Origin of the sequence: Ideonella sp. A 288, assembly GCF_002198735.1 — a bacterium.
In the GTDB taxonomy this organism is placed as follows: domain Bacteria; phylum Pseudomonadota; class Gammaproteobacteria; order Burkholderiales; family Burkholderiaceae_C; genus Pseudaquabacterium.
Window position 1 is genome coordinate 50,140 of record NZ_MWLO01000156.1, and the last position, 21,482, is coordinate 71,621.

Annotated in this window: 20 protein-coding genes; 14 read left to right on the forward strand and 6 right to left on the reverse strand. The window is 71.3% G+C overall.

What is annotated here, in order from left to right:
• Nucleotides 1-19: 19 nt before the first annotated feature.
• The 4 genes from aceK to EOINJALH_RS28355 are packed head-to-tail and all read left to right on the forward strand — an operon-like array spanning nucleotide 20 to nucleotide 4,595.
• Nucleotides 20-1,819 (forward strand): bifunctional isocitrate dehydrogenase kinase/phosphatase, encoded by a 1,800-nt coding sequence (gene aceK, locus EOINJALH_RS28340; protein ID WP_088286559.1) that lies wholly within the window; start codon nucleotides 20-22, stop codon nucleotides 1,817-1,819.
• A gap of 37 nt (nucleotides 1,820-1,856) precedes the next feature.
• Nucleotides 1,857-3,035, forward strand: a complete 1,179-nt coding sequence (locus tag EOINJALH_RS28345; RefSeq protein ID WP_088286562.1) for an acetyl-CoA C-acyltransferase — start codon at nucleotides 1,857-1,859, stop codon at nucleotides 3,033-3,035.
• A gap of 17 nt (nucleotides 3,036-3,052) precedes the next feature.
• Nucleotides 3,053-3,478 (forward strand): hypothetical protein, encoded by a 426-nt coding sequence (locus EOINJALH_RS28350; protein WP_144290208.1) that lies wholly within the window; start codon nucleotides 3,053-3,055, stop codon nucleotides 3,476-3,478.
• Entirely contained in the window at nucleotides 3,465-4,595 is a 1,131-nt protein-coding gene (locus EOINJALH_RS28355) for an acyl-CoA dehydrogenase family protein (protein WP_088286566.1), read from the forward strand. Before EOINJALH_RS28350 ends, EOINJALH_RS28355 begins: the two co-directional genes overlap by 14 nt.
• Before the next feature lie 31 nt (nucleotides 4,596-4,626).
• Here the strand turns inward: EOINJALH_RS28355 and EOINJALH_RS28360 are convergent, their stop codons facing one another.
• Nucleotides 4,627-5,511, reverse strand: a complete 885-nt coding sequence (locus EOINJALH_RS28360) for an HDOD domain-containing protein (RefSeq protein ID WP_088286568.1) — start codon at nucleotides 5,509-5,511, stop codon at nucleotides 4,627-4,629.
• A gap of 171 nt (nucleotides 5,512-5,682) precedes the next feature.
• Complete coding sequence (locus EOINJALH_RS28365; RefSeq protein ID WP_088286570.1) at nucleotides 5,683-6,303, reverse strand: hypothetical protein; 621 nt, start codon at nucleotides 6,301-6,303, stop codon at nucleotides 5,683-5,685.
• Nucleotides 6,304-6,477: 174 nt separating this feature from the next.
• On the opposite strand from EOINJALH_RS28365, the gene EOINJALH_RS28370 reads away from it, so the two are divergent.
• The 10 genes from EOINJALH_RS28370 to EOINJALH_RS28415 all read left to right on the forward strand — a co-directional run bounded on the left by EOINJALH_RS28370 (nucleotide 6,478) and on the right by EOINJALH_RS28415 (nucleotide 14,863).
• Entirely contained in the window at nucleotides 6,478-6,771 is a 294-nt protein-coding gene (locus EOINJALH_RS28370; protein ID WP_234414085.1) for an ATP-binding protein, read from the forward strand.
• A gap of 55 nt (nucleotides 6,772-6,826) precedes the next feature.
• The gene (locus tag EOINJALH_RS28375) at nucleotides 6,827-7,255 is read left to right on the forward strand and encodes a hypothetical protein (RefSeq protein WP_199873495.1); all 429 of its coding nucleotides are present in this window, start codon (nucleotides 6,827-6,829) and stop codon (nucleotides 7,253-7,255) included.
• 113 nt (nucleotides 7,256-7,368) lie between these two features.
• Nucleotides 7,369-7,821, forward strand: coding sequence for a hypothetical protein (locus EOINJALH_RS28380; RefSeq protein WP_088286574.1), 453 nt, complete (start codon nucleotides 7,369-7,371; stop codon nucleotides 7,819-7,821).
• A 49-nt stretch (nucleotides 7,822-7,870) separates the two neighbouring features.
• On the forward strand, nucleotides 7,871-8,317 hold the full coding sequence (locus EOINJALH_RS28385; RefSeq protein WP_088286576.1) for a molecular chaperone DnaJ: 447 nt from the start codon (nucleotides 7,871-7,873) through the stop codon (nucleotides 8,315-8,317).
• Complete coding sequence (locus EOINJALH_RS28390) at nucleotides 8,314-8,727, forward strand: DUF3052 family protein (RefSeq protein ID WP_088286578.1); 414 nt, start codon at nucleotides 8,314-8,316, stop codon at nucleotides 8,725-8,727. The genes EOINJALH_RS28385 and EOINJALH_RS28390 overlap by 4 nt, the downstream gene beginning before the upstream one ends.
• Nucleotides 8,728-8,746: 19 nt before the next feature.
• Nucleotides 8,747-9,277: a GNAT family N-acetyltransferase gene (locus tag EOINJALH_RS28395; protein ID WP_088286580.1), complete on the forward strand. Its 531-nt coding sequence runs from the start codon at nucleotides 8,747-8,749 to the stop codon at nucleotides 9,275-9,277.
• 136 nt (nucleotides 9,278-9,413) lie between these two features.
• Nucleotides 9,414-9,731, forward strand: coding sequence for a chorismate mutase (locus tag EOINJALH_RS28400; RefSeq protein WP_088286582.1), 318 nt, complete (start codon nucleotides 9,414-9,416; stop codon nucleotides 9,729-9,731).
• 59 nt (nucleotides 9,732-9,790) lie between these two features.
• Nucleotides 9,791-10,933, forward strand: coding sequence for a class I SAM-dependent methyltransferase (locus EOINJALH_RS28405; protein ID WP_088286584.1), 1,143 nt, complete (start codon nucleotides 9,791-9,793; stop codon nucleotides 10,931-10,933).
• Between the two features lie 430 nt (nucleotides 10,934-11,363).
• Nucleotides 11,364-13,076 carry a PEP-CTERM sorting domain-containing protein gene (locus EOINJALH_RS28410; protein WP_158219931.1) on the forward strand — a complete coding sequence of 571 codons (1,713 nt, stop codon included), beginning with the start codon at nucleotides 11,364-11,366 and terminating at the stop codon, nucleotides 13,074-13,076.
• Nucleotides 13,077-13,363: 287 nt separating this feature from the next.
• A complete protein-coding gene (locus EOINJALH_RS28415) occupies nucleotides 13,364-14,863 on the forward strand; it encodes a DUF5666 domain-containing protein (protein WP_144290209.1) in 1,500 nt (499 codons plus the stop codon).
• Nucleotides 14,864-14,937: 74 nt separating this feature from the next.
• Here the strand turns inward: EOINJALH_RS28415 and EOINJALH_RS28420 are convergent, their stop codons facing one another.
• From EOINJALH_RS28420 to EOINJALH_RS28435, 4 genes are all read right to left on the reverse strand, one after another.
• Nucleotides 14,938-15,957: a glycerophosphodiester phosphodiesterase gene (locus EOINJALH_RS28420; RefSeq protein ID WP_088286590.1), complete on the reverse strand. Its 1,020-nt coding sequence runs from the start codon at nucleotides 15,955-15,957 to the stop codon at nucleotides 14,938-14,940.
• Between the two features lie 4 nt (nucleotides 15,958-15,961).
• Nucleotides 15,962-16,501 carry an SRPBCC family protein gene (locus tag EOINJALH_RS28425; RefSeq protein WP_088286592.1) on the reverse strand — a complete coding sequence of 180 codons (540 nt, stop codon included), beginning with the start codon at nucleotides 16,499-16,501 and terminating at the stop codon, nucleotides 15,962-15,964.
• 56 nt (nucleotides 16,502-16,557) lie between these two features.
• Entirely contained in the window at nucleotides 16,558-20,523 is a 3,966-nt protein-coding gene (locus EOINJALH_RS28430) for an Ig-like domain-containing protein (RefSeq protein WP_158219932.1), read from the reverse strand.
• Between the two features lie 187 nt (nucleotides 20,524-20,710).
• Nucleotides 20,711-21,427 carry an ankyrin repeat domain-containing protein gene (locus tag EOINJALH_RS28435; RefSeq protein WP_088286650.1) on the reverse strand — a complete coding sequence of 239 codons (717 nt, stop codon included), beginning with the start codon at nucleotides 21,425-21,427 and terminating at the stop codon, nucleotides 20,711-20,713.
• Nucleotides 21,428-21,482: the final 55 nt, after the last annotated feature.

The following is a 21,482-nucleotide window of genomic DNA, read 5'->3' on the forward strand; positions in this document are numbered from 1 at the left end:
CGGCCCCGACACCAAGCCGATGTTCCCGCACCGCCTCACCGACAGCCGCGCCTTCGACATCGCGAAGGCCATGCTCGACGGCTTCAACCGCCACTACCGGTTGTTCAGCGAGACCAGCCGCGCGGCCAAGCAGCGCTTCGAGCTGGCCGACTGGCACGGCCAGCAGCGGGCGCAGCGCGAGCGCATCGAGTTCTACGACAAGCGCGTCGACGAGGCGGTGGACCGGCTGCGCCGCGAGTTCGACATCGACTCGCTCGAGGGCGACACCTGGCAGCAGGCGAAGCTGCACTACATCGGCCTGCTGGTCGACCACCACCAGCCCGAACTGGCCGAGACCTTCTTCAACTCGGTCACCACGCGCATCCTGCACCACAGCTACTTCCGCAACGACTTCATCTTCGTGCGGCCGGCCGTCAGCACCGAGTACATCGAGAACGACGAACCCGCGGCCCTGCCCACCTACCGCGCGTACTACCCGTCCGCCGACGGCATGCGCGAGACCCTGCTGCGCATCGTCGACAACTTCCAGCTGCAGTGCGAGTTCGAGGACCTGGGCCGCGACATCGACGACGTGCTGGCCGCCCTCCAGGGCCACACCGGACCGGTGCGGCTGCGCGCCAACTTCCAGATCCAGGTGCTCAGCTCGCTGTTCTTCCGCAACAAGGGTGCGTACCTCATCGGCAAGATCGTCAACGGCTTCGCCGCCACGCCCTTCGCGCTGCCCATCCTGCACGGCGATTCGGGCAAGCTGGTCATCGACGCCGTGCTGCTGGACGAGGACGACCTGCTGATGCTCTTCAGCTTCGCGCGGGCCTACTTCATGGTGGACATGGAGATCCCCAGCGCCTATGTGCAGTTCCTGCGCTCGATGATGCCGCGCAAGCCGCGCTCCGAGCTGTACGCCGCGCTGGGCCTGCAGAAGCAGGGCAAGAACAGCTTCTACCGCGATTTCCTGTACCACCTGCGCCACTCGAGCGACAAGTTCGACATCTCGCCCGGCATCAAGGGCATGGTGATGCTGGTGTTCGACCTGCCGTCCTTCCCCTACGTGTTCAAGGTCATCAAGGACTACTACCCGCCGCAGAAGGACACCAGCCGCGAGCAGATCAAGGGCAAGTACCTGCTGGTGAAGACGCACGACCGCGTCGGCCGCATGGCCGACACGCTGGAGTACACCAGCGTGGCCTTCCCGCGGGCGCGCATCAGCGAGGCGCTGGTGGCCGAGCTGATGACGTTCTGCCCCAGCCAGATCGAGGAGGACGGCGACATGCTGGTCATCCGGCACGTGTACATCGAGCGCCGCATGGTGCCGTTGAACATCTACCTGCAGGATGCGTCGCCGCAGCAGCTGGAGCATGCCGTGGTCGAGTACGGCAATGCCATCAAGGACCTGGTGGCGGCCAACATCTTCCCCGGCGACATGCTCTGGAAGAACTTCGGCGTCACCCGCCACGGCAAGGTGGTGTTCTACGACTACGACGAGATCGAGTACGTCACCGACTGCAACTTCCGCCGCTTGCCCCAGCCGCGCAACGAGGAAGAAGAGATGTCCGGCGAGATCTGGTATTCGGTCGGCCCGAAGGACGTCTTCCCCGAGACCTTCGAACCTTTCCTGCTCGGCAACCCCGCCGTGCGCGCCGTGTTCATGGCGCACCATGCCGACCTGCTGGACGCGGCCTTCTGGCAAGGCCACAAGGACCGCATCAAGGCGGGACACGTGCACGACGTGTTCCCGTACGAACCCGAGAAGCGCTTCGCGCACCAGCGCGCCATCCGTGCCGCGGCGCCCTCCCCGCAAGGGCAGCCGGCTTCAGCCTGAACACCGTCCCTCCACCCCATCGCACCAGGAGCACCCCATGAGTGAATCCATCGTCATCGTCTCTGCCGCCCGCACGCCCATCGGCGGCCTGCTCGGCGATTTCTCGTCCCTCGCGGCCTGGGAACTGGGCGCCGTGGCCATCAAGGCCGCCGTTGAGCGCGCCGGCGTGCCCGGCGATGCCGTCGACGAGGTGCTGATGGGCAACTGCCTGATGGCCGGCCAGGGCCAGGCCCCGGCCCGCCAGGCCATGCGCCGCGCCGGCCTGCCCGACAGCGCCGGCGCCGTCACGCTGAGCAAGATGTGCGGCTCGGGCATGCGCGCGATGATGTTCGCCCACGACATGCTGGCCGCGGGCACCGCCAGCGTCATGGTGGCCGGCGGCATGGAGAGCATGACCAATGCGCCGCACCTGATGTTCGCGCGCAAGGGCGTGAAGTACGGTGCCGCGCAACTGTTCGACCACATGGCGATGGACGGCCTGGAAGACGCCTACGAGCGCGGCAAGGCCATGGGCGTGTTCGCCGAACAGTGCGTGGCGAAGTACCAGTTCACGCGCGAAGCGCAGGACCAGTTCGCCATCGCCTCCACCACCCGCAGCAAGCTGGCCAACGAGGACGGCAGCTTCGACTGGGAGATGGCCCCCGTCACGCTGCCCGGCAAGGGCGGCGACACCGTGGTCAAGTTCGACGAGCAGCCCTTCAAGGCCAAGCTCGACAAGATCCCGGGCCTGAAGCCGGCCTTCAAGAAGGACGGCACCATCACCGCGGCCAACGCCAGCAGCATCTCCGACGGCGCCGCCGCGCTGGTGCTGATGCGCGAATCCACCGCCCGGCAGCTGGGCGCCACGCCGATCGCCCGCATCGTCTCGCACGCGGTGCACGCGCAGGCGCCCGAGTGGTTCGCCACCGCGCCGGCCGGCGCCATCGAGAAGGCGCTGAAGAAGGCCGGCTGGGATGCCAAGAGCGTCAACCTCTGGGAGGTGAACGAGGCCTTCGCCGCCGTCACCATGGCCGCGATGACCGACTTCAAGCTGCCGCACGAGATCGTCAACGTGCACGGCGGTGCCTGCGCGCTGGGCCACCCCATCGGCGCGTCGGGCGCGCGCATCGTCGTCACGCTGCTGGGCGCGCTGCGCAAGCGCGGGCTGAAGCGCGGTGTGGCGTCGCTGTGCATCGGTGGCGGCGAAGCCACCGCGCTCGCGATCGAGATGTGCTGACGCGGCCCGTGACGAGCATGAACCAGGACGACATCCACGCGTTCTTTGCGCGCTATCGCGAGGCCTTCAACCGCCTCGACGGTGACGCCGTGGCCGATCTGTGGCACGACGCCAGCGGCATCGCGCACGACGGCCTTCAGGGTGGCCAGCTCACCTGGTGGGCCGAAGATGCCCCGATGCGCGACAACCACCGCGCGCTGTGCGCGCTGTACCGCAGCAAGGGCTACGACCGGGCCGATTTCGAGATCGCCGACCTGGTGCCGATGGGTCGGCACCACGCCTTCGCCCACCTGCTGTGGACGCTGTCGCGCGCCGACGGCAGCGTGCTGCAGCGCTTTCACACCGGCTACCAGCTGCTGCGCACCGACCACGGCATCCGCGTGCTGCTGGCCACCGCCTACCAGGAAGACCTGACGGAGATGAAGCGCCATGCTGCTCAGTGAAGACCACCTCGCGGTGCAGGATGCCGTGCGCCAGTTCGTGCAGGCCGAGATCGCGCCCAAGGCCGCGCAGTGGGACAAGAGCCACCACTTCCCGAAGGCCGAGCTCGCCGGCCTGGCCGGCCTGGGTTGCTACGGCGTGGCCGTGCCCACCGACTACGACGGGGCCGGGCTCGACTACCTGTCGCTGGCGCTCATCCTGGAGGAGATCGCCGCCGGCGACGGCGCCACCAGCACCGTGGTCAGCGTCAACAACTGCCCCGTGTGCTCGATCCTGATGGCCTTCGGCAACGAGGACCAGAAGCAGCGCTTCCTGAAAGCCCTGGCCCGCGGCGACATGCTGGGCGCCTTCTGCCTGACCGAGCCGCACGTGGGCTCGCAGGCCGACGGGCTGCGCACCACTGCCGTGCGCGATGGCGACGGCTACGTGATCAACGGCGTCAAGCAGTTCATCACCAGCGGCAAGAACGGCGACGTGGCCATCGTCATGGCGGTCACCGACAAGGCCGCCGGCAAGCGCGGCATCAGCGCCTTCCTCGTGCCCACCGCCACGCCCGGCTACACCGTGGCGCGCATCGAGGACAAGATGGGCCAGCACGCCAGCGACACCGCCCAGATCAACTTCGACCAGTGCCGCATCCCGGCCGAGAACCTGATCGGCGAGGAGGGCCAAGGCCTGAAGATCGCCCTCAGCGGCCTGGAGGGCGGGCGCATCGGCATCGCCAGCCAGAGCGTGGGCATGGCGCGCGCCGCCTTCGAGGCCGCACTGGCCTACAGCAAGGACCGCGTGGCCTTCGGCACGCCCATCTTCAACCACCAGGCGGTGCAGTTCAAGCTGGCCGAGATGGCCACCCGCATCGAGGCCGCGCGCCAGTTGATCTGGCACGCCGCCGTGCTGCGCGACGCCGGCCGGCCGTGCCTGAAGGAGGCCGCGATGGCCAAGCTCAACGCCAGCGAGATGGCCGAAACCGTGTGCTCGGCGGCCATCCAGGTGTTCGGCGGCTACGGCTACGTCAGCGACTTCCCGGTGGAGCGCATCTACCGCGACGTGCGCGTGTGCCAGATCTACGAGGGCACGTCCGAGGTGCAGAAGATCCTGATCGCCCGCGCGCTGGCCTGATCCGCGCCCCGCGGCCCGGCCGCGGGGCAGGTCAGATCACGTCGAACAGCGGCTGCAGCGACAGCTCCCAGCCCTCCAGGTCGGCCGTGCCGACGCCGAGCCACTGCATCGCACTGTCAGCGTGCTCGCGCCAATCGCGGTCGTCGGGCAGGCCCTCGGCGCGGCGCATCAGGTGCTCGGCCACCAGCCCGGCGGCCACCAGCGTGTGCACCTCGGGCGCGGCCGATCGGCCGCCCAGCGACTCCAGTTCGTGGTGCAGCCGCACCGCGGCCACCAGGGTCGGCGCGAAGCGCCAGGTGCGGCACACCAGCGCCCCGACCACGGCGTGGTCGGTGCGGTGGTTGGCGTTCTCGGTGGCCAGCGGCGACCGGTCGATGCGTGCCTCGGCCTCGACCAGCGTGCCGCCATAGCCTTTCACGCACTGCAGCATCACCGGCGTGCCGACGTGGCAGAACAGGCCGAAGGCGTGCGCCAGGTCGGTCGACAGGCCGGGCAATTCGGCCGCGATGGTGGCCATGGCCGCCGCCCGCCGGGCCGAGCGCTCCCAGAAGCGCTTGAGGTGCGCGGTCTGCACCGGGATCGCCCGCTGCACCAGGAACGTCGTCATCACCTGCGCGGTGTCGTCCAGCCCCAGCCGGTCCATCGCCTGGCCGACCGAACTGACCGGCGGCACCGTCGCATGCAGCGCGCTGTTGGCGCGGCGGATCAACGTGGCCGACATGGCCACGTCGCTGCCGGCGATCGCCGCCACTTCCGTCAGGTCGGGCTCGGCCGCCTCCATCGCCTGCCGCAGGCGCAGCAGCAGCGCCGGGCAGGCCGGCACCTGGATGTGCTGCAGCGGGCCGTTGCGGCGCGAACGGTCGAGGTCTTCGAGAACGGAGTCGACGGGTTGGGGCAGGGTGGCGGTGGGTGTCATGGTGGGCCGGGGCACGGCGGCCGGCTCCCGGGCCGCCGCGGGACGCGGATGGCCTGAGACGGCTCGATCAGTGCTTATCGGCCATCGGCGGCAGATCTCGAGGGCCACTTTCACGGTGCGCGCAACGCCCGACGGGCCCTCGACGGACGCCGGCCCCGCCGCCCGCCCGGGTCAGGCCGGCGGCCGCAGGTACAGCCGGTCGGAATAGGTGGCCAGCCAATGCGGCCGGAAGGCCACGAAGATGGCCACCAGCATGCCCGTGATGAAGGCCTCGCCGGAGGCCGAGAGCCAGCGGGCCAGCAGCACGTCGGTCGGGTCGGTGCCCACTGGCGCGCCGGTCAGGCCCAGCGCCAATGCCCCGGCCGCGGCGGCGGCCAGCATGGTGATGAAGAAGCCCCGGCCCAGGATGTAGATGAACATGTGGTGCGGCAGCCATCGCCGCACCGCCGCCCCGCCGGCCAGCGCCAGCGTGGCCGGCACCGCCCCCAGCCACACGAAGCGGTGCAGCGCCTGCACGGCGTCCAGACCGCCCACCGCCATCGTCACCAGGGCGGCCGCCGCCAAGGCCGGCATGGCCAGCGGCCAGCCGGCCAGCATCACCAGCAGGGCCGCGCCCGACAGCGGCTGGACGATCGGCATCGCCGCGTACCGATCGGCGCCCCACATCAGCGGCAGCGCGGCCCACCAGGCGAACCAGGGCCACGGCGGGCCGCTGGCGGCCACCGCGCGCCAGGGCCGCAGCGCGGCGGCGACGAGCAGGGCGGCGAGGGCCAGGGCGAGGTCGAGGGCCATGGCGGCATTGTGGTCCTGTCACCTGCGGCCGGGCCAGGTGTCTGGGCCACAATGGCCCGAGGCGTCTGTGCGCCCGCGCGTCACTGACCGCAGCCGCAGGCACCGATGCTCCGCCCACCGGCCCCGCCGCGGGCGCTGTGTCGCCCGTCAACCTTGCCCGGAGCGTCCTCCCCAGTGACCAGTCCGTCCGAATGCAAACAGGCGCCGGGCGCCTTCGTCCCGGTCGTCGACCGCAACCGCTGCGAGGGCAAGGCCGATTGCGTGCGCGTGTGCCCGACGGGCGTGTTCGAGGTCGGCACCCTGCCCGAGCCCCTGCGCGCCGGCCTCGGCCTGCGCGGTCGGGTCAAGGGCTTCGTCCATCGATGGCAGCAGGCGCTGCTGGTGCAGCCCGATCGGTGCGAGGCCTGCGGCCTGTGCGTCACCGCCTGCCCCGAGAAGGCGATCACCCTGGCCCGTGCGCCGGGATGACGGCCGCGTTACCCTGCGACAGCGACGTCCACCCACCGTCGGCCCCGAGGTTCCCATGCGCGCCCTGCCCCGCGACCTGCCTCTCACGCCGCCACTGCGCGGATGGCGTGCTTGCGGTTTCGGCCGACAGCACGCGGCGGCGCTGGTGGTCGGTCTGCTGATCGCACCCGCGGCCCGGTCGGCGGCCGAGGTCGACGCCTGGCTTGTGGCCGGGCAGCAGGGCCTGGTGCGCTTCGTCATCGTGCCCGTTGCGCTGGCGGCGGACCAGCCGGCCTACGAGCGCCAGATCGGCTCGCTGTGCGACCCCGAGCGCACCTGCTTCCTCAACTTCTACACCAACTCCACCGGTGCGCCGGTGGCCGTGCCGCTGCCCGACGCCATCGCCAGCGAGGCCACGGCCACCTTTCGGCGGTCGATGAAGAACGGTGCCGAGCGCTTCATGTGGAGTTGCCGCCTGAAGCTGGTCGTCAAGGACTGCTTCTGACCGCCCCGAGGTCCAGGCCGTATCGGCGCCTGCCGGTGCCAGGCCGTCGCACGGCGATGCTGCCATGGGCGCGGTGACGTTCGGCGGCGCCACGCCGCAGCGGTGAGTCGAGCATGGCGCGCTGGTGGCCCGTCCTGGCCCTGCCCGTGGTCCACGCGCTGGCGCTGGCCCAGGCGCCGGCACCGCACGGCACCACGCTGCAGGGCGACGCGCTGCACCGCGCGCTCGAAGGCCTGTGGTGCAACACGGCCGACCAGGGCCGCACTTGCTGGGCCTACGACGAGTTCTTCGCCGATGGCCGCTTCGAGGCCTGTGGCCGCACCGAGGACGACCCGCGCGGCTTCTTCGGTGCCGGCGTGGTCAGCGTGAGCGGACAGCGCATGTGCTATGTCGTCACCCGGGCCAGTGCCAATTTCTGGCTGGCCCCCGGCCAACGATACTGCACCGACATCACCGCCATCGACGAGCGCATGCACCGCTACCGCGACATCGACACGGGCGCCGAGTTCACGCTGCTGCGCCGGCCCCGGTCGGACAAGCATTGCCCGCCCGCGGCGGCGCCGTGACACCGCCCGATCCCACCCCGAACCAGCGACCCGGCACGGCGCCACCGACATGATCAAGCCCCCCCTCTTCCTCGCGGCCCTGGCCCTGGTCACCTCGGCGGGGGCCCAGCCCGCCGCGCCCGCGGCCAGTGCGCCGGCGGCCCCGGCCGAGCCCGCGGCCATCGCCTTCAAGACCGTGGCCGAGGCCAAGGGCTCGCTCGAGGCGCGCGACGGCAACGGCACCATCGTCACCCACCCCGACGGCTGGGTGGTGGTCAACGAGCCCGAGGCGTCGGCCCAGTGGTCCTTCGTGCCCGCGGGCCACTACGCGCATCCGGCGGTGGTGCGCCGCGTCATCCAGCGCGCCCGCGGCGGCGCGGTCTCGGTGCACGTGAAGGCGCTGTGCGATGCCCCGCAGGAGGCCTGCGCCCGGCTCGTCACAGAGTTCGAGGGCCTGAACGACCGCATCGTGCAGTCGGTGCGCGCGCGCTCACGCCAGGGGTCGACACCGCGATGAACGCGACCGCCGGCTATTCCGGCACCCCGTTGGCGCGCAAGCTGGGCATCGCCGCGTCGAGCCGCGTGCTGCTGGTCGATGCGCCGGACGATCTGCCGGCGCTGCTGGCGCCGTTGCCCGAGGGCGTCGCGTTCACCCCCGACGCCGATGCGCGGGTGGACATCGCCCATGTCTTCGTCACCCGCCGCGAAGACCTGCAGCGGCAACTGCAGCGCCTGCGCCGTGTGCTGCGCGCCGATGCCGCGCTGTGGGTGTCGTGGCCCAAGCAGTCCGCCCGGGTGCCGACCACGGTGACCGAAGACACGATCCGCGAGCTGGCGCTGCCGCTGGGCTGGGTCGACGTCAAGGTGTGTGCCGTGAGCGCCGTGTGGTCGGGGCTCAAGCTCGTGGTGCGCAAGGACCTGCGGTGAACCGCCGGCGGCCCGTGCCATGTCCCTGATGCGCCCGCTCATCGCCGGCGACCTGGTGCTCGAGCCGCAGGTGGCCGCGCATGCCGACGCCATGTTCGTCGTGCTGTCCGACCCCCGGATCTACGAGCACGAGAACGCGCCGCCGGCCTCGGTCGACGCGTTGCGCGAGCGCTTTCGCAGGCTCGAGTCCCGGCTCTCGGCCGACGGCCAGGAGCTGTGGCTCAACTGGGTCATCCGCCTGCCCGGCGGCGACCTGGCCGGCTTCGTCCAGGCCACGGTCAGCCCTGGCGGCCGCGCGGCCATCGCCTACGAACTGGCCAGCGCGCACTGGGGCCGCGGCATCGCCTACCACGCGGTGCAGGCCATGATCGACGAGCTCGTCGACGGCTTCGGCGTGCACACGCTGTATGCGGTGCTCCAGCGCGACAACCGCCGCTCGCTGCGCCTGCTCGAGCGCCTGGGTTTTGGCGCCACGCTGCCCGACGAGGGCGTGGCGCGCCCGGTCGAACCGGGCGAGCTGCTGATGCACCGGGCGGGCCGGTCCGCCTGATCCACCGGGCCGGACGGGCCGCGCTGCCACCGGGCCGGACGGGCCGCGCTGCCACCGGGCCGGGCGGGCCGCGCCGCCACTCGGCCGGACGGCCCGCGCTACAGTGCGACCGCCCCCCGAACCGACCTCGCGCCGCATGACCACGCTCACCCCGCCCACACCGCCCGACGACCTGCTGGCCCTGCGCGCCGAGATCGACCGGATCGATGCCCTCCTGGCCGAGCTGCTGGGTGCGCGCTTCCGCGCCACGGCGCAGGTGGGCCGGCTCAAGGCGCGCTTCGCGCTGGACGCCGTCGACCCGGTGCGTGAGGCCCAGCAGGCGCAGCGCTACGATGCACTCGCCGCCGAGCACGGCCTCAGCCCGGCCTTCACCCAGCGCCTGTTCCGCTGCATCATCGACGAGGTGGTGGCCAACCACCGCGACATGCGCCAGGGCGACCCCACGGCGCCCTGACCAGGCCTCGGCGGCCGTCGCCGACCCTGCCCTGTGCGCAGCGGGACGACAATGCGCCGATGACCGACGACGCCCCCCAACTGCGCTGGACCGACGAACAAGGCCAGGTGCACCCCGTGCGATGGCGCTCGCTGGCGGGCCACCCGCCGCCGGTGCGGGTGCGCGTGGTTGGCGACGACCTGGGCGCCGACGAGGCGCTGCGCCTGGCCCGCGATGGCATCGGCCTGCTGTGGTGCGGCGACTACCAGAACGCCCGCCACCTGATGCAGGCCATGGGCCGCCGGCTGGACGCGCGCAATGCGCGTCATGCCAAGCCGGCCGCCGACCAGAAATCGGCCTTCCTGTCGCACCGGCGCGACCAGGCCCTGCGGGCGCGGCTGCTGGGCGCGCTGCTGCTGCCCTTCGACGCCGACCACGGCGTGCCATTGCGCCGCGCGCCCGATCTGCGCGCCGCCGGGCTCGAGGCCCATGGCCCGGTGGAAGAGCACTACGTGTCGTCGCTGCGCGAGCTGCTGGGCATCGTCGGCGCGCACGAGTGGCGCAAGAAGGGCGTGGCCGTCGAGGCGCTTGGCGCGGCCATCCACCCGCACCACGGCGTGTTCTCGCCAGTGCGCGGCGAGTACGTCGACCTGGTGGCACGCACACCGCTGCCCACCTCGGCGGCGCGCGACGGCGCCTTCGACATCGGCACCGGCACCGGCGTGCTGGCCGCGGTGCTGGCCAAACGAGGCCTGCGCGTGATGGCCACCGACCAGGACCCGCGCGCGCTGGCCTGCGCGGCCGACAACCTGGCGCGGCTGAAGCTCGCGCGCTCGGTCACGCTGCTGGCGGCCGACCTGTTCCCGCCCGGCCGCGCCGGGCTGGTCGTGTGCAACCCGCCCTGGGTGCCGGCACCGACGCACTCGCCGCTGGAGGCCGCTGTCTACGACCCCGACAGCCGCATGCTGCGCGGCTTCCTGGCCGGGCTGGCCGAGCACCTGGGCCCGGGCGGCGAAGGCTGGCTGCTGCTGTCCGACCTGGCCGAGCACCTGGGCCTGCGCAGCCGAGACGAACTGCTCGGATGGATCACCCAGGCCGGCCTGCGCGTCGTCACCCGCCACGACATCCGCCCGCGCCACAGCCGCGCCGCCGATGCCAGCGACCCGCTGCACGCCGCCCGCGCCGCCGAGGTCACGTCGCTGTGGCGGCTGGGGGCCGCGTAGGGCCCAGACGGCCCGCGCGTCGCGACGTTCCGATCGGTCACCGACTGAGCGCCGCCGCCACCAAGCGGTGGGCGTTGTGTCACCGCGGCAGCGCCCGGGCCGGCCGCCCCGACCCGCGAGCGAAGCCCGATGTGCAGCCACGCCGGAGCGCCTGAGGCCGATCCAAAAAGTATCGGTCATACAGAGCGACAAGCCGGGCGTCGCGGGAGAGCATTGAGTGCACTCAATTTGCGCGCGAATATTCACCGATACCTCCCCCTGGTATGAGGGGCCCGCTGGGATTAACAAGTTGACACATCGTCCCTAGCATTCGGATGTGGAGGGTGATTGCAGAAGTCGCGGGCAATTTCCCTCCTCGGTATCCGGCCATGGCCGCAAGACCGGACGGGATCCATCCAATGCTCATGAGGTGATAACAATGCGATATCCAATGATCTCGAAATCCGCGCTGGCGGTGGCCGTTGCCACGGCCTGCTGTGCGACCGGCGTCTCCGCGGCGCCGGTGCTGCAGTGGTCGACGGTCGTCAACAACAACTCGACCGCGCCCGATGGCAGCGGCGGGGAGAAGTTCTTCAGCTACAACCAGCCATCGGTGAACGATGCCGGCGTGGTGGCCTTCCGCGCCCGCGCACGGGTTCCGGCGGGCGAGGGCAGCGGCGGCTCCGGCGGCGAGCCGCTTCGCGGCATCTTCACCCGGGACATGTCGGTTCCCAACGCTGCCGTGACCACGATCGCCAGCAACAAGTCACCCTACGACGTGGTGCCCGGCCCGAACAACAACGGCGGCACGTTCAACGAGAACCCTGCGTTCCCTCGCATGGATGCGGCATCTAACACGGTGGCGTTCCGTGGGCAATCGACGCCGGTGTTCGAGTACCAGACCGGCGTCAATCCCGACGGCACGCCCATCATGACCAAGGGCGGGACCTCCGGCGTCTACACCAACCCCAACGGTACGCTCGTCACCGGGGCCAGCCTGCTGGGCAACGTCAACGGGTCGGCGTTTCCGGCGAACCCGGACCTGAGCCACTTCCAGGTGCCGGGCGCTGCCCCGGGCACGAAGTTCGATCAGTTCCCGGGTGCGCCCACGGTGACCGGCAACACGGTCGCCTTCAAGGGCAACTGGTCCGATCCGACCAACGGGGGCCAGACCGGCATCTACTTCCGGGATGTCGTCGCCAATGGCGGTCTGTCGCCAGTGGTCAAGATCGCAGCGAGTGGTGATGCGATCGAAGGCTCGGGCGGCAAGACTTTCGGTTCCACGGCGCCGCCGAGTGCGTCGGGTCGCAATGTGGCGTTCACCGGGCTGGACAATGAGAATGCGCCGACCGCCGGGGGCATCTTCGTCTCGTCGCTGGACGATCCGTTGCACAAGCTCAAGGCACTGGTGAGCATCGGCATCTCGAGCGTGGGCGACGCCCTCAATTCGACCTTCAAGACCGTCGGCGAGGCGCTGTCGTTCGATGGCAGCAAGATCGGCTTCTGGGGATCATGGGGCGACGCCACCCGGGAAGTGACCGTCAAGTGCGCGTCCGACGGCAATGCCGCCATCAAAGCCGCGTGCCTGGCGCAGGATCAGAGCGGCATCGTGGGCGACGGCATCTACAGCTTCCTCGTGCCCGAGCACCAGGGCATCTTCATGGTGGACATCTTGACCGGTGGCATCAGCATGAAGGCCCAGACCGGGCCGCAGTTCGACGACTTCCTGTTCTGGACCTTCTCGGGAGCCCCCAGCGATTCCGGTGGCGATGGCACTGACGATCGCGAGCCGCCCCGTTGGCGGTCATCTGCCTTCGTGGCAGTGGATGACGCGAGGATTGTCTTCAAGGCGCAGAACCGAAACGGCTCAACGGGTCTGTACGGCGACTTTGGGGAGGGCCTCGAAACGCTGCTCGAAACCGGCATGGACGGCACCCTGGTGGACGCCGACGCGGCCGGGATGAAGATCACGTCCATTGGCATCGAGCGCGACGGCTTCCGCAACGGACACCTGGCCATCAACGTCGGCATGGCCAACGACGATGCAACGCTCAGCATGGCCGGCATCTACCTGGCGCAGGTGCCAGAACCGTCCAGCATCGCGCTGCTGGGCCTGGCCTTCGCCGCGCTGGGGGTGAGTTCGCGCCGACGCCGCACGACCTGAGCCGCGTGCCGGCGTGATCCGACGGGGGGCCGATGGCCCCCCGTCGTCGTTCAAGATCCGACGGGGCCGGGCAGAGAAATCGGTCGGGAGGTCCGCGGCATGGCGACCAGGGTCGCCGGCTGGTTCGATGAAGCCGCGCCGGATTCGCAGGCCGGGCCATTGAGCGGACGCAACGCCCTCCGCACCCAGCGCCAGAAGATACCCTTTAGGGTACCAACCACGGTGTCGGCGCGATCGGTTCGATCCACGCTGGCGGGAGGGGCCCTGCACCTCAATGGGAGTGGATCATGACCTGGACGAACAGAAGGCTGTGGCATCGGAGTCTGATGGCGCCAATGCTGGTTGCCGTCATGGGGGGCTGCGGCGGCGGTGACGATGAACCCACGCCCGCGGCGACAACGCCGGTCAGTGCCGTCGGCGTGATCAGTGCATTTGGCAGCGTCGTCGTCAACGGCGTCAGGTTCAACGACTCGGGCGCGGCCATCACCATCAACGACGCCGCGGCCACCCGCGAGCAACTTCGTGTCGGCATGATGGTCGAACTCGAAGGGCGTCTGGATCGCTGCCCTCAGCCCGACCTCGGCGTCTGCACCGGCCAGGCCACGCGCATCCGGTTCCGCAACAACCTGGTCGGACCGGTCACCACGGTGAACCGCCTGCGGAACACCCTCACGGTGATGGGCCAGACCGTTGAACTGGACGAGGAAACGATCGTCGACGGCGCCGTCGTGGACGACATCGGCGGCCTGCAGGTCGGGGACGTGGTGGCGGTGAGCGGGCTCCGCATCCGCGAGCAGGACCGGACGCGCGACCGCCTGCGGGCGCGCCTGCTCCAGCGCACCGGCGGCTTCGTCAATGGCACCACCGGCATCAGCGTGGTGGGCGAAGTGACCGACGTGGTCGACGGCACCAGCTTTGGCATCGGCCCCGTGCGCGTGCGCGTCCAGGCCAGTTGCGGCCTGCCCACCGGGGGTGTGCAACGGGGGCAGTTCGTCGAAGTGACTGGCAAGGCCTTCGGGGCCGGGGGCTTCGATTGCGACCGAGTGCAGGTGCGCGAACGCATCGGCATGCCTGACGCCAGCAGTGTCGAGTTGGAGGGCTATGTCTCCGATGTCGTCTCGATCGGCAACTTCAGGCTGGACGGCATGGGGGTCAATGCTGCCCTTGCCACGCTGCGCGACGGGACCGCTGCCGACCTCGCGAATGGCCGCCGTGTCGAGGTGGAGGGCGTGGTGACCGATGGCGTGCTGGTTGCGTCCCGGCTGCTGTTCAAGCGAGAGGCCAATGTCCAGCTCCAGGCCCCGATGCAGAGCATCGACACGGCCGCAGGTCGTCTGGCGCTGCTCGGCAAGGTCGTGGCGTTGACCACCACGACGCAGTGGGTCGACCAGACGAGCGCGCCCGTGCGAACGCTGTCGCTCGGCGACCTCCGGGTGGGCGACCGACTCGACGTGCGCGGCGCCAGCGACTCGGCCGGGGTGCTCGTGGCCTCGCGGATCACCCGCACCGAGCCGAGCACGCTGCTGGTGGTGAAGGCCGGGCTCGACGCCAAGTCGCCGACGAGTCAGCTGACGATCTTCGGCATCAACGCCCTGACGGGCCCGCAGACGCGGTACCGGGATCCGGAGGGCAACCTGATCAGCGCCACGGACTTCTACGCGCTTGCACAGGTGCCACCGGCCGTGCCATCGGTGGTGCGCGCCCAGGGCGTCGCCGCGACGGTGGCGAACACGGTCGATGCCACGCGCACGTCGAGCAATCGGGGCGAAGTGGAGATCGCGCGCTGACGGGCCGCCACGCTCGATCCAGTGGCGAACAGATGTCCTGAATCGATCGCCATCGCCGCGGGGCGATGGCCCGCTCACTGCGGCCGGATGCCCCGCGCGGCCAGCACGCCTTGGGCGATGTCGGGCCGGTCGGTGACCAGGCCGTCGACGCCCAGGTCGATCATGCGGCCCATCGTGGCCGCGTCGTTCACGGTCCAGGCCAGCACCTGCAGGCCCAGGGCCTTGGCCTCGGCCACCCGGGCGGCATCCAGGTCGCCGAAGTAGGCCGACCAGACCCGGCCGCCCGAGGCCTGGATCATCTTCGGCACCGAGCCCAGGTCGCGGTGCTGCACGCCGGCCGTCCAGGCCGATGGCGCGGCCGCGCCGGCCCCCACGTTGTCCAGCCACTTCTGCTGCGCGGTGACGTAGACGGTGGGGATCTCCGGTGCGATGCGCTGCACCACCTGCAGCGTGCGCCAGTCGAAGGACAGGATCTGCACCCGCTGCATCAGCCCCGCGCGGCGGATCTCGTCGACCAGCGCAGTGGCGAAGGGCTCGGGCGCCAGCGTGGCGTCGGGCTTGCGCGGGTCGATCTTGGTTTCGATGGCGAAGCGCAGGCGGTCGTGGCCACCGCGCTTCACCATCTCGAACAGGTCGGCCAGGCGCGGGATGCGGGTGCCGTCGATGGGCTTCTGGTCGGGGTACAGGGACGCATAGCGGGTGCCGGGTTTCAGGCGGCCGACGTCGTGCGCCTGCAGGTCGGCCCAGCCGAGCTGGCGGATCGGGGCGCTGGGCTGCTCGAGCCAGCGGCCGGCCGCATCTCGGGTGGTGTCGGGGTTCAGCGCCAGGTCGTGGTGGATCACCATCACGCCGTCGCGGGTGACGGCCACGTCGAGTTCGAGCGTGGTCACGCCGTGGCGGATGCCGGCCTCGAAGGCGGCCAGCGAGTTCTCGGGCGCCAGGCCGCGCGCGCCGCGGTGGCCCTGCAGGTCGAAGGCGGGCGTGGCCGCGCTGGCCAGCAGGGCCAGTGTGGCGAGCAGCAGGCGGCCCGCGCCGCGATGCCGCGGACGATCGGCCCGGGCCCCTGGGGTGGTGGCGGTCGTCGGACGCGGCATGGGTTCAGTCCGCCTTGCCGGTTTCGATCAGCGCCTTCAGCCGCTTGTATTGCGCGCCGATCACCTTGTCGACCGCCGGGGCCAGCTTCTCGAAGCCGGCGTCGGCGTTGCCCGCCACGCGGTAGGTCATGCGCAGCATGGTCTGGCCGTCGCTGACGCCGGTGGCCAGGGTCAGCACGCCGTTCGCGGCCAGGTCCTGCAGCGGGCCCAGGCTGGCGTTCAGGCGGATCACGCGGCCGGGCTGCACCAGCACCACCTGGCCATGCATCACCGACTGACCCTCGCCCCAGCGCTCGCACCAGCAGCCACCGGCCTGGGCGTCCAGGCTGAGGTTGGCGGCCGAGCCCGACCAGGTGTGCTCGCCGCTCCACCACCGCGGCAACTGCACGATGGCCTTCCAGGCCGCGTCGGGCGTGGCCTGCACGGGCTCGCGGAAGCTGGAGATGAAGCCCGTGGCCGACACCTGCGAGGTGTCGGCGCGGGCCGTGGTGCACAGGGCGGCCAGCGCCAGCAGGGCCGCGCTGAGGGGTCGGTTCGTCGTCATGGCGGCAGGATACTGCGGCGCCGGTGCCGTGGCACGCTGCACCGCACGCCGCCGCCTCAGCCGGTGGTGTAGGGCAGCCCCAGCAGTTCGAGCGACGGCAGGTCGATGCCGATCGCGTTGAGCTCGGTGCCCGCGGCCAGCAGGCCCAGCGAGGCCGGCGTGTGCTGGCCGCTGTCGAGCAGGCCGACGAAGAAGCTGCGGTCGGCCGGCGGTGGCGCCACGCCGACGACGTTGGTGTAGAGCAGGTCCACCACCGCGCCGTGGCTGGCCCGCGGGCCGAGCCGGGCGTCCAGCGCCAGCTGCATCAGCGCGACTTCGCCCATGCCGCCGTCGAGCAGATCGAGGCCGATGCCCACGTAGGCGGTGTTGTGCACCGACTCCGCGCCGAACACCGCGCCCAGGAAGCGTGCCGCGGTGCCGGCATGTCCGTCGAGGTCGAGCGCCACGCGGCCGTCGGCAAAGCGCAGCCGCTCAACGCTTTCCAGCGCGTCGTGGCCGTCGTCGCCCTGCAGGTCGAGCACCGACCAGCCGTTGTCGCCGTGCTCGACGAGGTAGCGCGCCAGGGTGCCCGCCAGCACTGCGGTGTCGAGGTCGGCGCCGCCGTCGAGCCGGTCGTCGCCGCCGCCGCCGCGCAAGGTGTCGCGCCCGCCGTCGGCGTGCAGGCTGTCGTGCGAGCCGCTGCCCTGCAGGTCGTCTGCGGCGGCGCTGCCGCGCTGCACGGCCAGCGCCTGAAGGCCGATGGCGTAGTCGCCGATGCCGTTGTCGAAGTCGGAGGCGGCGACGAACCAGCTGCCCGCGGTGTCGGCCGCAAAGTACAGCCGTGAGTCGAGCCCGCTGCGGCCGCCGTCGTCGTCGTGGCCCCGCGCCACGCCATCGGGCGCCAGCAGCACCAGGTAGGGGTCGCTGAGGCCGGCGGCGCCGCGCGCGTCGAGCGAGATGAAGTACTCGCCGCCCACCGTGACCGACAGCGCGAACGTGTCGATGTCCGACGGCACGCCGATGCGGCCGTTGGCCGAGGCGCCCGGCGCCACGCGGCCGGCCGTGTTGGTGGCCCCCAGGTAGTCGTCGGTCGGGGCTGCGGCGCGGATGTCGTAGGCCCCGGTGGCCTCGGCATAGTCGTAGGCGCCGAGGTAGAAGGTGCCCGCCGTCGATGGCGTGAAGAACAGCCGCGAGTCGAGCGTGGCGCGCGATTCGTCGTCGTCGTTGTAGCCGATGAGCTCGGTCTCGGGCAGCAGGCCGTACAGCACCAGGTAGGGGTCGACCGCGCTGCCCGCCGCGCCGGCCATGTCGAACTGGTAGGTCACGCCGGCGCTCAGCGAGACACGGAACAGGTCGCCGTCGTTCGGGTTGTCGATGCGCGCGCGCAGGTTGGCGCCGTTGGTCGTCACCACGCCCGGCGTGGCGGTGGCCAGCGGGTAGTCGTCGGGGCTGGCCGCCTGGGTGCTGAAGTTCCAGGCCGTGGTGCCCGACAGCCCGGCGAAGCGGTTGCCGGCCGCATCGCGGAAGGCGCCGGCGTCGATGGCGATGGCGTAGCCGGTGCCCGGCAGCAGGTTGCCGTCGGGGTCGACCGTGACGGTGGTGCCGACGATGCTCACCTGCCGCGTGTCGCCGACGTCGATCTCGCGCAGCAGTTCGCCGCCGCTGCCCAGCAGGCGGATGACGCCGGTGCCGGCCTCCACCGGCTCGCTGAAGTTCAGCACCAGGTCGGCGTTGACGGCGACGGCCGCGGCGTTGTCGGCCGGCGCCAGGCCGGCCAAGGTCGGCGCCACGTTGTCGACCACGGTGGCGCGCACCGTGTAGCCGCCGATGCCGGCGTCGTAGTCGAGCACCGCGATGTAGAAGGTGCCCGTCTCGGTGGCGGTGTAGCGGGCGCGCGAGTTGCCCGAGCCCGCGCTGTCGTCGTCCACCGTGGCCTCGTCCAGCGCCGGGGTGAACAGGCCCAGGTAGGGGTCGTCCAGGCCGCCCTCGGTGCGCTGCAGGTCGATGATGTAGGTGACGCCCGCCTGCAACTCGATGCGCAGCAGGTCCTGGTCGCCGCGGCGCTCGATGACGCCGCCCACCGACGGGCCGTCCGGCACCACCTCACCGGGCGTGTCCACCGCGTAGGGGTAGTCGTCGGCGCGGTCCGAGACGCCGAAGTTCCAGGCCCCGCCGGCCGCCAGGCCACCATGGGCATTGCCGGCCAGGTCGGTGAAGGCGCCGGCATCGACGCTGACCGAGTACGAGCTGCCCGGCACCAGGTCGTCGGCGGGGTCGATGGTCACGGTGCCGCCGCTGATCGCGACCTGCGAGCCATCGGTGGCGGCGATGCTGCGCCACACGGCACCGCTGGCGTCGCGGATGACGATGAGCCCGGCGGCGGCGCGCACGTGCTCGTCGAACGTGAGCACCAGGTCCGATGCGGCGTCGATGTTGCCGGCGTCGTTGGACGGGCTCAGCGAGACCACGCGCGGGGCCACCGAATCGGCCGCCGCGGTGCTGAAGTTCCAGGCGCTGGGTCCCGACAGCCCGATGTACGGGTTGTTGGCCAGGTCGGTGAAGGCGCCGCTGGAGATCGTCACGAAGTAGCTGCCGCCCGGCGTCAGTGCAGCGCCCGGGTCCACCGTGACGCGGTTGCCGCTGGTGCGCACCAGGTCCGCGTCGCCGACGGCGATGCTGCGCACGCGGGCGCCGCCGGCGGTGAAGATGTCGATGCTGCCGCTGCCGGTCTTCACCGTCTCGCTGAAGACCAGCACCAGGCTGGCGCTGGCGGACACGTTGGCGGCGTTGTCGGTCGGGCTCAGCGACTGCAGCAGCGGCGCGCTGCGGTCGCCTCCGGCGCTCAGCTCGGCCAGGGTGCGCGACTGGTCGGCGAAGATGAAGCGTTCGACGCCGACCACCTGGTCGGTGCCGTCGGCCTGGCTGACCAGCGTGACGATGCCGTCGTTGAGCGTGATGGCGTAGCTGGCGAAGGCGGCGCTGAAGAAGGCCTGGTCGCTGCCGTCGCCACCATCACCGCCGTCGATGCGGTCGTTTCCGGGGCCGCCGGTCAGTGCATCGGCCCCAGCGCCGCCGACCAGGTCGTCGTCCCCATCGCCGCCCACCAGCACGTTGGCGGCGTCGTTGCCTACCAGGGCATCGTCGCCGCTGCCTCCGATGGCGTTCTCGATCACCGCCGAGTAGGCGATGGCGATGTTCTGCGTCATGTCGTTGGCCGACGAGAAGCTGCCGGCCAGCAGGCTGATGCGGCTGGGGGTGGACCAGCCGCTCAGGTTCAGCGTGTCGAAGCCGCCCGAGTCGAAGATCGTCAGGATCGGGTGCTCGTTGCGGGTGAAATCGAAGATCTCGGCCGTGGCACCGACGATGTTGCTGTTGAAGCCGTAGACCGTGTCGCCGCTGCGGGTGGTGCCCGATGTGCCGTACATGGCCTGGATGGCCATCACGTCGTTGACCATCGGTGTCTGCGGCGACAGCGTGCGGCCGTCGCGCGTGGTCCAGTCGGCCAGCATCACCTCGGGGGAATACTGCGGCGCCGCGTAGCGCGGGCCGAAGTACGACATCACGCTGAGCACCTGCGTGTCCTGGTACGACGAGGGCGTGAAGCTGCCCGCCCCGTTGTAGTCGCCCATGTGGTCCAGGCCGAGCGCGTGGCCGATCTCGTGCACCGCGGTGAGGAAGCCGTAGCCGCCGACGGTGGGCGACAGCAGGTCGGCCTCCTGCGCGTTGAACCACACGCTGCCCACGGTGGGGAAGTAGGCGTGGGCGAAGCCGATGTGCGTGGTGGTGTAGCCGAACTCGATCGCCGTGGTGCCGGGCGCCCCGGGCACGAAGGCCTGCGGCATCAGGTCGTCCCAGGTGGCCAGGGCCAGCGTCAGCAGCGACTGCTGGCGCGCGTCGACGGCGCGGAAGCCCTGGGCCTCGCCCTGCGAGGCGAGCCCGCTGGCGCTGGTCGGGAACGAATAGGCGATGCTGTCGCCGCTCCAGCGGGCGCCGGAGTTCAATTGAGCGAGGACCTGGTTCAGGGTCCACTGGGCCACGGCCATGGGCACGATCTCCTGGGAGCACGGGGCGCGACCGGTCGCGCCGACGCCCGCGCCGAAGCCGCTGCCCGGGCCGCGCGCGTCATCCCCATTGATAGCACGGGCCGGCGCGCGGCATGCGGCAGAACTGCCGGGATTTCCGGCCGTCTCATCACAAGATGTGTCGGCCGTCGGGCCGCCACCCGGGTGGTCAGGGCCGCGCGCCGGCCTGTTCCAGTGCCGCTGCCATCGCGGCGTAGCCGCGGCCCCGCGCCAGCGCCAGCGGCGTGCGGCCATGGCCGTCGGCCAGATTGGGGTTGGCGCCGGCGGCCAGCAGGGCGCGCAGCGTGGCCAGGTGGCGCGGGCCGCCGTCGCCCAGCACGATGGACTCGATCAGTGCCGTCCAGCGCAGGTTGTTCACGTGGTCCAGCGGCGCACCGGCGGCGACGAGCTGCCGCACCACGCCGTCGTGGCCCAGGTGGGCGGCGGCGATCAGCGCGGTGCCGTCGTAACGGCTGGTCACGCGTTGCGGGCTGGCGCCCAGTTGCAGCAGCAGGCGCAGCGTCTCCTCGTCGTCGGCCACGGCGGCGATGGTGACGGCGTCGTAGCGGTCGTGTTCCAGTGCGCCCAGGTCGGCGCCGGCCGCGGCCAGCCGGCGCAGCGCCTCGCGCTGGCGCGCGAAGGCGGCCAGGTGCACGGCGCTGCGGCCGTGGCTGTCGCGCTCGTCGAGCGGGGCGCCGCCCTGCAGCAGGGCCGCCAACCGCACCAGGTCGCCGCGGTGTGCCGCGCCCAGCAGGCCGCCGTAGCGCGCCGCCTCGGCGGCCGTGGGGGGCGTCTGGGCGACCGCCGGGGGCACCGCGCCCCCGGCCAGGCACAGGGCCGCGGTGGCGCGGGCGGCCAGGGTGAGCAGACGGCGGGTGAGGGGCATGCGGTGGCTCGGCGACGCGATCGTTGCACTGTAGGCCGCGCCGCGGCGGGCCGGC